Origin of the sequence: Candidatus Curculioniphilus buchneri endosymbiont of Curculio glandium (genome assembly GCF_964275155.1) — a bacterium.
In the GTDB taxonomy this organism is placed as follows: Bacteria; Pseudomonadota; Gammaproteobacteria; order Enterobacterales; family Enterobacteriaceae; genus Curculioniphilus; species Curculioniphilus buchneri.
In genome coordinates, this window is the sequence record NZ_OZ193413.1 from 793,751 (window position 1) to 808,928 (window position 15,178).

General features: G+C 25.6%; 8 protein-coding genes and 1 tRNA gene. 5 read left to right on the forward strand and 4 right to left on the reverse strand.

Annotation, left to right across the window (positions count from 1 at the left end):
• Positions 1-291: 291 nt before the first annotated feature.
• Positions 292-651: an HIT domain-containing protein gene (locus ACICP0_RS02375; RefSeq protein ID WP_395479707.1), complete on the forward strand. Its 360-nt coding sequence runs from the start codon at positions 292-294 to the stop codon at positions 649-651.
• A gap of 396 nt (positions 652-1,047) precedes the next feature.
• Entirely contained in the window at positions 1,048-1,557 is a 510-nt protein-coding gene (locus ACICP0_RS02380; protein WP_395479708.1) for a penicillin-binding protein activator LpoB, read from the forward strand.
• Between the two features lie 1,000 nt (positions 1,558-2,557).
• On the opposite strand, the gene ACICP0_RS02385 is transcribed toward ACICP0_RS02380, so the two are convergent.
• A complete protein-coding gene (locus tag ACICP0_RS02385) occupies positions 2,558-3,205 on the reverse strand; it encodes an MBL fold metallo-hydrolase (protein ID WP_395479709.1) in 648 nt (215 codons plus the stop codon).
• Positions 3,206-6,098: 2,893 nt separating this feature from the next.
• Here ACICP0_RS02385 and ACICP0_RS02390 point away from each other — a divergent pair.
• On the forward strand, positions 6,099-6,656 hold the full coding sequence (locus ACICP0_RS02390; protein ID WP_395479710.1) for a YggT family protein: 558 nt from the start codon (positions 6,099-6,101) through the stop codon (positions 6,654-6,656).
• Positions 6,657-8,060: 1,404 nt separating this feature from the next.
• Here the strand turns inward: ACICP0_RS02390 and ACICP0_RS02395 are convergent.
• Positions 8,061-8,134, reverse strand: a tRNA-Arg gene (locus tag ACICP0_RS02395).
• A gap of 188 nt (positions 8,135-8,322) precedes the next feature.
• Between ACICP0_RS02395 and folD the strand changes: the two genes are divergently transcribed.
• A complete protein-coding gene (gene folD, locus ACICP0_RS02400; protein ID WP_395479711.1) occupies positions 8,323-9,207 on the forward strand; it encodes a bifunctional methylenetetrahydrofolate dehydrogenase/methenyltetrahydrofolate cyclohydrolase FolD in 885 nt (294 codons plus the stop codon).
• 101 nt (positions 9,208-9,308) lie between these two features.
• Here the strand turns inward: folD and cysS are convergent, their stop codons facing one another.
• A complete protein-coding gene (gene cysS, locus ACICP0_RS02405; protein ID WP_395479713.1) occupies positions 9,309-10,694 on the reverse strand; it encodes a cysteine--tRNA ligase in 1,386 nt (461 codons plus the stop codon).
• Positions 10,695-11,430: 736 nt separating this feature from the next.
• On the opposite strand from cysS, the gene ACICP0_RS02410 reads away from it, so the two are divergent.
• Positions 11,431-12,150, forward strand: coding sequence for a UDP-2,3-diacylglucosamine diphosphatase (locus tag ACICP0_RS02410; protein WP_395480254.1), 720 nt, complete (start codon positions 11,431-11,433; stop codon positions 12,148-12,150).
• Positions 12,151-14,083: 1,933 nt separating this feature from the next.
• Here the strand turns inward: ACICP0_RS02410 and mltC are convergent.
• On the reverse strand, positions 14,084-15,160 hold the full coding sequence (gene mltC / locus ACICP0_RS02415; RefSeq protein WP_395479714.1) for a membrane-bound lytic murein transglycosylase MltC: 1,077 nt from the start codon (positions 15,158-15,160) through the stop codon (positions 14,084-14,086).
• Positions 15,161-15,178: the final 18 nt, after the last annotated feature.

Genomic DNA, 15,178 nt, shown 5'->3' on the forward strand with positions numbered 1-15,178 from the left:
AGCCGATACTTATCTAAAGATACGTAAGAGATTCAGAACATTCTAATGTTTATTATTATTACAATGTATTGAAAAAATTTAAATGATTTACAGCTAAACAGTAGCTTGTACTAAATTATATTATATAGATAATGTTTTTACTAAAAATTTTAGCAATAACTAATTGATCCATCAGTTAAATTAATTTAATAATAGCCGTGAGATTTATACATCAAAAAATTAGTAACAATTACAATTCTCTTATGCATGTTTCTATCGGTGCATACATTAGTAACAATAAGAAGGTAGTGAATGAATAAAGAAAGTATTTTTAGTAAAATTATCTGCCGAACTATTTCAGCTGACATTCTTTATCAAGATGATCTAGTAACAGCTTTTCGTGATATTCAACCCAAAGCTCCAATTCATATTTTAATTGTTACTAATCGTTTGATTCCTACGATTAATGATGTCACCGTAGAACATGAAGTAGCCTTAGGTCGGTTATTTACTGTTGCAGCAAAAATTGCTAAACAAGAGCGCATTGATAACGATGGTTATCGATTGATAGTTAATTGTAATAAACACGGCAGACAAGAGATTTATCATCTTCACATGCACCTTTTAGGTGGTAAATTACTTGGAAATATGGTTTGTTGTCATACAACATAATAAATTACATAATTAAAGATTAATCGTATCATTATTAAAGATTAATCGTATCATTGCGATCTTAATAATCATTGATTATTATCAAGTATAATATTTTAGATAATAATGATTTTAAGTTCAGCCTATTGTAGGTGTAATATTTCTTGAAACTTTGATAAATGATAATGGTTATTAAGTATCGCTTACATAGTAGTTTTTTAAATTATGGATAAAGATGAATAAAAATGTGCAGCAGTAATCTAAAGGAACAATATATTTGTGCTACATTTACATAAAATCTTGAATGTATTAGTTTCTATAAAATTAGAAATACATAAAATCTTCTTAGTCATTTTCACATCTCCATTAATAGCTAGCTGTTGTACTTCTCACTTTTTTTATAAAATGCCAAAAAACATGACTGAATCAGATCAGTTATCAATTACAATACCGAAGTTACATCGTCTAGAAACTAGTGAACCACTCTACAAGACGTTACCAAAAATTAAAACTGTAGATTGGAAATCTAGCTTTTCACCTATGGTGCATGCGATGGTTTCAATAAATGAAATTCAAAACGGCAGTGTTCTATTAGTAACAACTATGAAAAATAATACCAATGGTAATTTACAAACTAATGAGGCGACATCGATACTTATTCAACTTCTAAAAAACAGTGTTAGTAATAAGTTTCAACTTTGTGATTCTGATCGATTGAATATGGCGTGTCAAATATTAGGAATATCAGCCGATAATGGATTAGAGTTGCTCAATAACGTAGTAAGTTTAGCACGATATCTTGATATACAGTATGTACTTTATAGTATTGCTAGCGGTAATGTACAATATCCTTATGTTAATTTACAAATACTTCTAGTAAACACTGGTGAAATTATTTGGTCTATGACAAGTAAAAGTATTTTTTAATATGTCTCACATCAAAATTAACCCTATATAATGTAACATTGATCATTTAATGTGCATAGGTTGGTTATTTTTCATGTTAAAATGTTGGTTATTTTTCATGTTAAAATACAGTTAATTAAAGTATACCACGTACCTACCAACAATTAAATTAGCTTCATTTGAAGTTAATTTGTAATGCAATAAAAAACTAGTATTTAAATGTAGATAAATATCAATATATGTTTTAGATATATTTATATCATATCCTCTTGCTATATTACTTTTGGTAAAAAATAAATTATGTCTAGTTATTGAATGCATATATACTAAACATGTATCAAAAATTAATATTTAAAATGATTTGATTGTTAGATTGTTTGTTAAAATATTCTGTCTGCTTTAAAAAATTTAAAATTAATTATTTTTTTATCCAAGATAACGTCTGTTAAATACTTTAAATACCAAGTATGTATTTCTGATATGATAATTACCATTTTCGTTTTTTTGTACAATAGCTAAACAAAATGAATTATTATTAATTTAAAATATTCAATTACATAATAAAAAATATATTTTGTTAAATATATTAATAACAAACTAGATAGTTTAATGAACCATGAATTCTATAAGAATAGCATAATATGCTAATGTTATATAAATCATTTTTGTTTAAGTAAAAATTGTATTTTTTATCAAAAAATATTTTTTGTTTTATATAAATTTTATTTAATATATACTGTGAAACAATATTTCAATACCACTAAAATGACTCTTGACGTTCCTTAGTTACTAAAAATAATTAAATAATTAATCATATTGATTTGCAGTTTTAATTAATTTGATGCAATGACTAAATTCTATTTTAAATGCAATACTAATTTTTCATAAAAAAGCATAGCTATAGTATGTTACTAAATATTTAGGCATAATACATAATATTATATCTTAAATTGATCTTTGGGTTTTGATAGTGATTTAAAAACTAAAGATAATCCCTACTTCTTAGTAAACCGAAATAAAATTATGTATTTTGTATATAATAATGTTCAATCTTCGGATTGAAGAAACGTTCACGTCCCAACGTCGACATTGGACCATGACCCGGCAAAAATACAATGTCATTGTCTAACATCATTAATTGATGTATTGATTGCATCAATGTTTTTATATCACCACCTGGTAAATCAGTGCGACCGATATTATCTTTAAACAATACATCTCCCATTAATATGAATTTTTCGGCCTTATCCCAAAAGACTACGTGACCCGGTGAATGACCAGGGCAATGCAACACACTAAAAGTAATGTTGCCAACATTTATTGTATCACCTTCTAAGAGCCATTGATCGGGAATTAAAGGAGGAATACTCCCTATTCCAAAAAAGCGACATTGATCTGACAAATTATCTAGAAATAACTTATCGTTGCAGTGTGGACCAATAATTGGAATCTTATAGAAGGATGCTAATTCTCTAGCAGCACCGACATGATCTAGATGACCATGAGTTAATAAAATTTTATTTACCATCACACCACACATTTTAATTTCTTGACGAAGTCGAGAAACGTCTCCACCGGGGTCTATTAGAGCTGCTTCTTTGGTTTGATCACACCAAATTAATGAACAATTTTGCTTAAATACGGTGACTGGTATGATATGATACTGCATATTTTTTTCTCTTCAAAAAAAGATTAATAATTTATTAAGAGGTTGTTTTAAATAAAATGATATATCTTAGAAAACATCCACTAGTTCAGTGAACGATATAGACATTAAAATATTATTACATATATAAATATTTTATTTTCACGTTTAACTAAACTTATATATTAAATTACTTTTAATATTTTAAGATAAATTACTTTATTGCAGTCATAATGGTCAAAAAAAGATATAAATAATCAGAAAAAGTGAGTAGATTGATACTTTTTAACAAACTAAAGTAAAAGTAGTATAAAGTATTATTGAATACATTTAGTATTATTTTAATTTAGCTTGTTATATCATAATATTATCAATAGATTTTTTTCTATTCTAAAATTTCTATGAAACAAAAATTTTTTCTGGTTGTAAAAATAAAAATTGAAGTCAGATTAGTTATAATGAAAATATAAAATTAAGATAGTTGCTAATTCTATTAATTTATATAATTTAAGACAATTCATTATTATGATTTATTGATCATATTGGTTAGTATTTAAAAACTAAGTTTTATTAAAATGAAATACTTCTATTATTATATAGAATATTATTCTAGTAGCTATTATATTCGAAATCAGCATCAATATTTATCTATATTGATAATATGATAGGATGAGTACTTTACTGATATATAAATTATAGTATATTTTTAACTTTAAGGAATCAAACAAATCACAATTCCATTGGTGACACGTATCTTAAATTTTATTTTTATATATTAAATTAAAATATTTGAATCAAAGAAACATAAGAATAGATGAAAATATTGCATAATAATTGAACGTCATACAGGTACTCAAAATTTGTAACACAATAATATCTTATTAAATTATTTTTACATTCTTTATAACAGTGTAAAAACAGACTTTTAGAGTATCATATTTCAATATGTGTTCTACGATTTATATTAAGTTAAATTTTATTACTGTTTTTATAGCATAACATTAGAAATAATTAAAAAGAGTGTTATTTTCTTTTTAGAAAGCCATTTTTTGACATAGTTAATTTGAATATCTTTCATTAACAAATGTGATGTAATTTGATCTTATATGTGAACATATTACAATTTTAGGATAATAAATTCAAATAATTTAATAATAGAGAATATAAATATTTTTTTTGATTTTTAACTAATAAATTAAGTAGTAGTTTATTTTTGAAATAAATAATAAGCATATAATACTAATTATTCAAAATGAACTTATATTAAAAAATATTAAATATAATGTATATTATATCGAAATGTTCATATAGTTATGAATATAAAAAAACATAATTTTTTATGTATGCTGAGTCCTCTTTTCCTTTCATAATCATTATGATGCAATCACTGTTACAAAATATATTTAATATATTAGCGTCCTATTGTAGGAGATAGTATATACTTATCATAATTAGTAATTAGTATAAATATATATAAAGTATGTCTAATTTTATAGATATTTTCTGTATATAAAAAAGTTATACATCATTCATTAACATACGTCTATGGATAATGAAAAGTAATCTAATATGTCAAGAATTCATGTATTAATGTACACATTGTGTGCTAAAGTCACACCAATCTAAAACACCATTATTTTCAACTATATTATATTAGAAAATATGATGTAATATGGTTATTGTTAAAATCGAACGTGGCTAAAAAAATAAATTTTAGCATTGTAAGGGTTACATGCTTGAATATTATCTCTTAATTTTTAATATTAAGTAACGAAAAATCACATAGAAATATATAATTTTTTTGACATCGAACGTATGTTATACATAATAAAAAAATGTATTAAAATTAACATATTTTAATTAAAACAATCATGTTTATACTAATGATAATGATACTTATATCACCGCAGTTTTTAATAAAAGTAAATTTTCTGATTATCAGGAGATCAGATCTGATAATTACTATATAATGTTATAGCAAGGTGCGTTTTGCATTAAAATGTAATCTGGATCAATTATAACTTAATGATATAAAATTTTTATTTTTTTAAAAAATATAAACTCTGAATATTATATCGAATCTTAATTAAATAATTTATTAAGACACATTCAATCATCTAAGATAAAACATTATCTAACAAAATTAAGATGTACTAACTATATAGCATTAAATTATTTTTGAATGAACTTTAAAAATCAATTATAATTAATTCGCATAAATTTTATTTAATAAAATAAGAACATATATCTATATAATATTAACGTACTATAAATTATAAATTTTAAATTTACAGGATCTTATCAATGATAAGATCAGATTTTTTAAAACTAAAATGCAGTACAGTACTTAATATTATTATAATATACAACATTGAAGTATAAGTGTCCACTATATATTATATAGGAATATGTCTGATAATCAGTTTTTATCCATAGTTTTTATGTTTTTTAAAAAATTTATATAAAATATATACGTTGTTGGAATAATGTATACATAGTAATTAATAAAACCATGTATTATAATGCATGTGATAAATTGGTAGGAAGTCAAAAAAGGTTATACTATTTCGATTTGAGATAAATGAAACAATAATAAAAAATTTTTTATTATTGACTTTTATATTTATAGAGTATTGAAGAGTTTTAAACTAGAAAATTTCTAGGGATTATATTTTTGGGTGTATATCGCTTTAAAAAACTTAACCTTATATTTTTTATAATTTTATTGATACTTTTACTTCATATACCATGGTATATTACCATGTACCTTTTAAATAAAATTTAACTAATCCATATTTAAATATTTTATTTTATGTATCATGATAATATCAACTCAAAGTATTAAAAAATAGAAAGTTATCCTAATAATTACGGCTCATACAATATCGATTTACGTTGTAAAGGACATTAATCTCTTATGCTAACACTGGCGTTTTTAGTTAAAATGCTAATTGATTTTTATATCAGCATATTGCTGTTACGAATTTGGATGAAGTGGTCACGTTGCGATTTTTATAATCCTTTTGCTCGATTAATTGTTAAAGTTACACAAACAATGATCGAACCTTTTCTTCGACGCATTATTCCTAATTGTGAATCATTAGATAGTGTTTCTTTACTTTTAGTACTTACGCTAGCAATGATTAAATTTCCATTATTAACGTTAATTGAAATGAAATCTCTACTCTTTGAGCCTATGTATTTTTTAATAGGTTTATTAGCTTTATTAAAAGCAGCGGGAAAATTAGTGTTTTGGGTATTGATTGTCCGTTCTTTACTCAGTTGGACCAGTCCAGGACGAAGTCCAATGGATGTAATATTTTATCAATTAAGCGAACCATTAATTCAAAAAATTCGTTGCATATTACCCACTGTAGGTGGTATTGACTTTTCGGTAATGCTCATAATTTTAATTATCTATGCATTGAATTACTTCGGTATGAATCTTTTTCCAACTATTTGGAATCGTTTATAATTAAAATTTACAATAAGAAAGAATGTTTCTTGTTATAAATAAAAAATTAATTTCAGCTCAAAGCCTCTTTTAACAAAAGGAAAAGTATGAATTTGAATATTTCAAATTTGAAATATTCAAATAATTACTTGATATCTAAAAACAAGAAAGATTTTACTAGAAAATATAAACTTATTTTATATTATCTACGATATATTCTCAATATATTAAATACATTAAAGAAACGTTTTTCAATATTCTATTCTTATTTATTTTTAAAATATTCTCATCAATCATTGTACATTATTATAGAATATTAGATAGAGATTTAGTTTTAAATACATTTAAAAAATTCAATAATCTGTTAATTTAACCACATATCAAAAACATGATAAGTTGAAATTTGAAATACACAGAATAGATAACTGATATCATGATTAATTGTATTGCATGTGTCACGTTTAAGAATAAACTATTTTATTAAAGATTAATAATCAGATAGCTGATTATGATTTTTAATCATTAAGTGTATATTGGTTTAACAATAGCCGATTATTTAATCATATTTAAACATTTTTATTTTTAAAATGAAAAATTTACTACCAATCAGTCTATATTCTAGATATCTATATCTTTGTCATATAAAAATATCCTTATTTCAATTTTATGTGTACATCTACCTGATAATAATAAAGTTCCATATATAAAATATATTGAATATTTATTAGAAGATATTGAATCTAGCTTTCTTTTTATTAAAAAATAGATCATAAAACACTTTATTTATTGAAAGAGATATTCTTCTCCAGCATCGACTTATAGTTTACGAGTAAATATTACTTGATGATATTCCCAATGGGTTAATGTTATCAAAAACGAAAAAATTTCCATGGTAACTAATTATTTTATCTTCGTTGAAGGTACATTGGTTTTATGAAATATCAATCAGTAAATAAAATCGTATTTACATCAATATGTAAAACTTTAAATATTTTATTAACTAACGGTTCTACTATAGAATAGTAGCAATCATTAGACAACAACGGATAAAAGTAAATTATTTTTTACTTTTCTAATAATAAGAAATAATTTACAAAATGTAGAGATGAAGCAGAATGAACGTGCCATAATGATGGGAATATATTACATTAAATAAATAAAACTAACGACTTGATTAAACGTAATCTTACGTACAGCGAAATTACTACTTTCTTTCAACTAAGATTATGTTATTTGATTGTTGTTTACGATAATGTCTTAATTTTAAAAATGCTATATAATATTATTATATATATAATCCCTTTTCTTTTTAAAATAAAAGGCAAAAGAAAATGAATTGATTGATATCACCTGAAATTTTTTTAAAGAACATAAGATAGCATATAATTAGAGTTATCAATAATAAATATACATCTTATAAAATAACACGCCCTACTGGATTCGAACCAGTACCCTACGGCTTAGAAGGCCGTTGCTCTCTCCATCTGAGCTAAGGGCGCATAAGATTTATGTTATCAAACACCAACATCATTGTATAAAAGTATACATATTTGAGTCAAATGATTTTTTAAAATTATAGACAATGATATAATATTATATTACCTTTTATAAAATCATAAGCTGCACCATTAGTGATATGTGACACTTTTAATTTATTTAGTATTATGTTGGTAGGTTTTTGAATTATATGATAGCCAAAATAATGGACGGTAAGGCCGTTGCCCAAAAAATTAAGAATAAAATTGCTTTTAAAGTTCAACAACGTTTGAGAAAAGGGAAACGAGCTCCAGGACTAGCGGTAATACTTGTAGGTAATGATTCTTCTTCAAAGATATATGTTGCCAATAAACAAAAAGTCTGTAAAGACATTGGTTTTATTTCCATGTATTATACTTTTCCTAGTACAGTAACAACAACAGAATTAGTGACACTGATTAGTGTATTAAATGCCAATAGTGACATTGATGGTATACTAATACAATTACCACTTCCAGTGGACATTGATAATCTTACTATTCTGGAACATATTTTACCAGATAAAGACATAGATGGTTTTCATCCCTATAACATCGGTCGTTTGTGCCAACGTGCACCTCTTCTGCGACCGTGCACTCCGCACGGTATCATGACGCTGCTGAAATATTATAATATTAATACCGTTAGTTTGAATGCTGTGGTAGTTGGAACATCAAATATTGTTGGACGACCAATGAGTCTTGAATTACTCTTGGTCGGATGTACAGTCATTATTACCAATAGGTTGACTAGGAATTTAAAACAACATATAGAAAATGCTGATTTATTAATAGTGGCAGTCGGAACACCAAGATTCATTCCTGGTGCGTGGATTAAACCTGGTGCAGTAGTAATTGACGTGGGAATCAATCGTTTAGAAAATGGAAAAATTGTTGGTGATGTAGATTATGATGGAGCTATTCAGCGGGCTTCGTATATTACACCAGTACCTGGTGGGATAGGTCCTATGACAATTGCCATGCTCATTCAGAATACTCTGCAAGCATGTGAAAATTACCATGACACTGTTGTGTCACCACCGTCCATACTAACATAACAATCGATGTTTTATCATTCATTACAAGTTAACTCTTAACATGTATATTTAATATATTATAATATTATATTAATAATATTCATAAATTTACTGTTACGTAATTAATTACGGCGCCAGTTCGTGCCGTGAAGACTATCTTCTAATAAGATTCCCATTGAATGCAGCTCATCTCTAGCCTCGTCAGCTATTTTCCACTGACGAGATTTACGTGCATCATCTCGCAATTTAATTAATTTTCTAATTCTTGGATTATCATCCTTATTGACTATAATACCTTTGTGTAAAAAAGCATTTGGTTCTTGTTCAAGTAATCCTAAAACATGAGCTAAATGTCGTAAAGTAGATGCAACACCATGCACTTCCACTGAATTTGCGGTCTTTAATCGATTAATTTCATGAGCTATATCAAATAATATAGAACAAGCTTCCGGTGTATTAAAGTCATCGTTCATTGCAGCTATAAATCGTATAGAAAAGTTTTTTTTATCACTTGGTTCAGCTAAAATATCAGTATCGCGTAAAGCAATGTATAAACGCTCAAGCGAGGCGCGTGATTGTCTAAGATTTTTTTCGTTATAATGCAATAGCTTTCGGTAATGACTAGATATAAGAAAATATCTTACTGATTCAGAATCATAATGTGATAATACATCGCGTATAGTAAAGAAGTTATTTAATGACTTAGACATCTTTACATGATCAACCGTTACCATACCAGAGTGCATCCAGATGTTAACATACGGACTGTCATATGCACAAGTAGATTGTGCTATCTCATTTTCGTGATGAGGAAAAATTAAATCTGATCCACCACCATGAATGTCAAAATGATGGCCAAGATAATGAGTATTTATAGAAGAACATTCTATATGCCAGCCAGGACGGCCTTTACCCCATGGTGAAGGCCAGCTTGGCTCCTTATTTTTAGCTAATTTCCATAGCACAAAATCCATTGGATTTATTTTGGCATTAGTTAATTTAGTACTAGTACTAAATTGAAGTCGTTTAAGATTTTGATGTGATAATACGCCATAATTATCGTCACTGTTTATAGAAAACATTACATCTCCGTTTGAAGCTATATAAGCATGCTGACGCTGGATCAGATGATCAATTAATTCAATAATTCTGCCTATAAATTTTGTTACACGTGGTTCGTGATCAGGATTTAGAATATTAAGTTGATTAAAATCACAGTGCATTTCATCAATCATGCACTCAGTTAATTGATGAAAAACTTTACCAATTTCAGCAGCTCGACAAATTATTTTATCTTCAATATCGGTAATATTACGCACATAATTGACTTGATAGCCAAGATATCGTAGATAACGTGTAACAACGTCAAAAACAACAAAAGTACGTCCATGACCAATATGGCAAAGATCATATACGGTAACACCACATACATATATCCCGACTTTATTATCGTAGATTGGTTTAAATGTCTCTTTCTGGCGCGTCAGGGTATTAAAAATCTTTAACATTAAGTCATTCCGCACGTTTTTTGGTGACATACCATAGCAAATATGACAAGTAAGTACTATTGTTTCATAATCTTAAATCTATAATTTTTTGGTTACGTTTGTAAAACCTCATATTAGTACGCACTAGAGATATCTAGTGCTTTATGAAAATATATGAATTAAAAAACTACTTTTATTCACTTTATCTATATAATTTATGACAAAAAATAAATAATAACGACATGATTGAACTTACACTTCATATCATATATATATCATTATAATAATCTAATATTAGATCAATTATGAATCTATTTAAAAAGTTCTAAATTTCCTTTTCTGGTACAGATTGACATTTTTAATGTCAGCAGAGCTAAAATATATATACAATATAACCAGATATTTTATTAGAAATAATATTCTAAAAATATTTTAATTATTTCTTGATTGGTCAAATTTATTGCATAGAATCATGGGAACAAATTTACCTACATAAAAATAAATTAAAAATTTATAAAATACTAATAATTTTTTTTAATTAATGATACTGAAATAAAAGCATTAAGTAACCTTGTATTAATTTTGAAATATTTTTAAAAAAAAATATATAGATATTGAATATGTAATAATATGATTGAGAGCATACTTAGTGGTAATAGTACAAAATGCAGTTTATATTTACGGTATATACATAAAGTGTACTACATGGTAAATTATGTGCAGGAGCTCACCGAGATTATGCATTATTGTTACGAATATGTCAATATTATTTATTTCAGACGTTCATCTCTGTCATCAGAAACACAGTATAACTGCTGGTTTTCTTTATTTTTTACGCACTCGTGCTATTCATGCTAGCGCATTATATATTCTTGGTGATTTATTTGATATTTGGATTGGAGATGATGATCCTAATCCATTGAATAATATTATTTCTTCAGCTCTCAAAGAATTAAGACAATACGGTATTCCATGTTATTTTATTCACGGTAACCATGATTTTTTAATTGATAAACATCATGCTGCAGCTTATGGTATGATCTTATTACCATCACAACGAATATTACAATTTAATGGGCATAGAATTATAATTCTACATGGAGATACTTTATGTACTAATGATATTAGTTATCAAAATTTTCGTCGGAAGATACACCAAAGGTGGCTACAAAAATTATTTTTGGACTTACCTTTTTGTATACGTAAAAAGATTACAGGAATGATACGTGCAAAGAGCATCAATGGACATTCCATTAAAACCACTAAAAATTTTGATGTTAATCTACAGACAGTTATGTCTCTAATGATGCATACCAATACATCAGTCATGATCCATGGACACACACATCAACCAGCAATTCATTATTTGCCTGGTAACAGACTCCGAGTAGTCTTAGGTGCGTGGAATCAGCAAGGTTCAGTCATTGAAGTGAATGAAAAAAACGTGACATTGTTTGATTTTACTTTTTTTGATTAAAACTAAAAAGTATTAACTTAGCTGAATTTTATATGGTAAGCATGCAAAATAATTAAAACAGAACAATAATACACCAATATTATTTTTAATAATATTAAACTATATTGCTTTAATAAAATACTAAAATTTAGATAAAATCTATAAATTAATCTACTCAATACAATAGCTATTAAGCATAGCATTTTTATTTTTAATATTTCTTTGATTTTTATCAAATAGTATTTGTTATAGATTTACTTTTAAATAAAACGTGTTTGATATGTGTTATCAATGAATTTGATATATATTATTAACTGTTATTTAATATGAGTAATATATAAGTTCTATATTTTTCAATAGATATACTATACTTATAATTTACATTATTTAAATTTAGATCTACCTACAGATAAAATTGTTATATTTATTAAATAATTCTTTTTTTAAAATGTTTATTTCTATTCTAGGATTATGGCTAATATTATATATTTACGTTACAGTAATTGTTGAGTGGTCAAAAACTTTAGATAGTACTCATAAAACATAATTTTAATACAATAATTTACTTTAGTAGATTATTGTATTAAATCAATATATTACTCTGATTATTTCCATTTATATATCGCATATAAATTTTGGAAGTACAGTATGGTCTGTAATATAATTTTCTACCATAAATATTAACTCATCCCGAAACTTAGTACTTGATTGATTTTGTCTGGATATAATCAATAATATTATTAATATGTGTATAATAGTAAAAATAGTGTTCATCGTTGATGAACATTTAAAAATTTTAAATGATTAAAATATTATTAAATGTAAAAATACATTATATCTAATTCAAAATATTACTAAAAATTATGTTTTAAATATATAAAAAATAAAAACTTAATACATATTAATCATTAATCAAATTAACCATGAATCATCACTAATATTTATTCTACATATGAGCAAAATTCCATTTTAATTAGTGCAATTTAAAGTATTGAATAATAGTGTATCTAAGTTTATACCTGTACTTTACTATCAAAATAGTGTATTTTTTTATCTAAAAATTGATATATCACCAGATATAATATCTGTTGCTCCTTAATAAGAATTAAATTACATAGCGATTTGATCGCTTGTTTAAAAAAATTAAAATGCAATAGACTATATAATATAATCTAATAAAATTAGATATATTTTTTATAATTGAATATCTTTATGATTATTAATAATAATTATAGATATAAAATACAACAAATATGCACGTTATTACACTGTTTATTTAAAATAATTATTTTCTTATTTTCAATTATGATATCACTCAATGATAATTTACCAGATCGTCTCCATATCGTATTTCTATGCATCGTTTAATAGATTATGCAATAGAAAATGCAATATTACTATTTTTAATAGTAGATGTTTAATTTAAAATTTTGATTAAGTATCAGTTTAATGAACTAGGTTATTTTCAATTAAAACATGCCTACATAATCAAAATAAATTTCGTTATTTAATATATAAAAATTAACTATTATTAATCTTTATACATTATTAATATAAAAAATTATATTTTTGTCTACTTCACTTTTTGATAAAAATTAGTGACATAGTTTTATATTTTAAGAAATATATTATCAGCATGAAATATAAAAATCATTGTCTGAACTGAACTATTTCATAGCGAAAATACAGATAGCTTTTTTAGTATATTTTAAAATTAAAATTTTTAAAAAAATATAGGAAAATTATAATATTAATATATCATTCATCATAATTTACTAACCACTATGATCGATCTAAGTTTTTATCTCTAAATTATTTGTGAAACTTAGATTCAATCTAGTAACATTTAAAACAATAAATTTATCAATATAATTTACTTTCATTGAATATTTCAAATGTAAGTAATTTAATAAAAGTAAAGATCAAATAGAAGAAGATCTCTCTTTAATCAAAGTCAACGCCAATATTTTTTATGCAACTTATTTACTTTGTATAAATATCGACGAGATTCTGATGAAGGATGTTTAGTATACAGTGCTTTATAGACGTCATCAGGTGTCATTTTATTAATAATTTGAATTGCTTGATTTCGATCATTCGAAAACACTCGTAATACGCTACCGATACCTCCATGGTAAGCAGTTATCACTGCATAACGACGTGATATTGAATTAATAATACCCCCTAAATATTTATTTTGTAAAATTGCTAAATAAGCGGTGCCTGTATCAATATTATTTTCGGGATTAAATAAATAAGTTCTGCTTGGATGTCCCCATTTACCCTTCATTTTAAATACATCTCGTCCTGCACTATGCTGAACTATTTGCATTAATCCTAATGCGTTTGCACGGCTTATCGCGTAAGGATTAAAACGAGATTCAGTATATATAATTGTTAAGATTAGCGATTGATCTATACCATATTGTCGCGCATATTTCCGAACAAGATCTAAGTATTGATGGGCACGCTTATCTACATGGTTAGGAACTAGCGGAATAGTAATTGACCAAATTTTTTTATAATCACTAATGTAAGTTTGTAACTTTGTCCTTAGTAAATGATCAGCAAAACGAGAAGCTCTCCATATCCAACGGATAGGTTTACCCATATCATCTAATACTTGTCCATAAAGAAATGGATTTTTACTGATAGGAATGTCGTTTGAATCAGAATAAAAATCGATAGTAGCTGGATTACAATTCATTAATAATGTATTAATGATTGCTTGACGTAAACGAATAGTTAGATTTTTATCAGATATAGTTTCAATAGTAATCATACCTTCATCAAAATTAATATGAGTTCTAATTGTATAGCGATCAGTATACTTTACATAATCTTTTGGTCCAACAATTAGAACATTACCTAATCCCCATAAATCTTCAACATTATGGGCAAGCTGGGCTACTAATATATTAAAACTATTAGTATCCTTTGTTTGTAACTGATTACTAATATTTTTTTGATTGTTTAAACAACAAGAAACCAGTAAAAGTACAGTGATCAATAAAAATAACGTCTTTTTCATGTAAAAGGACCATATCAA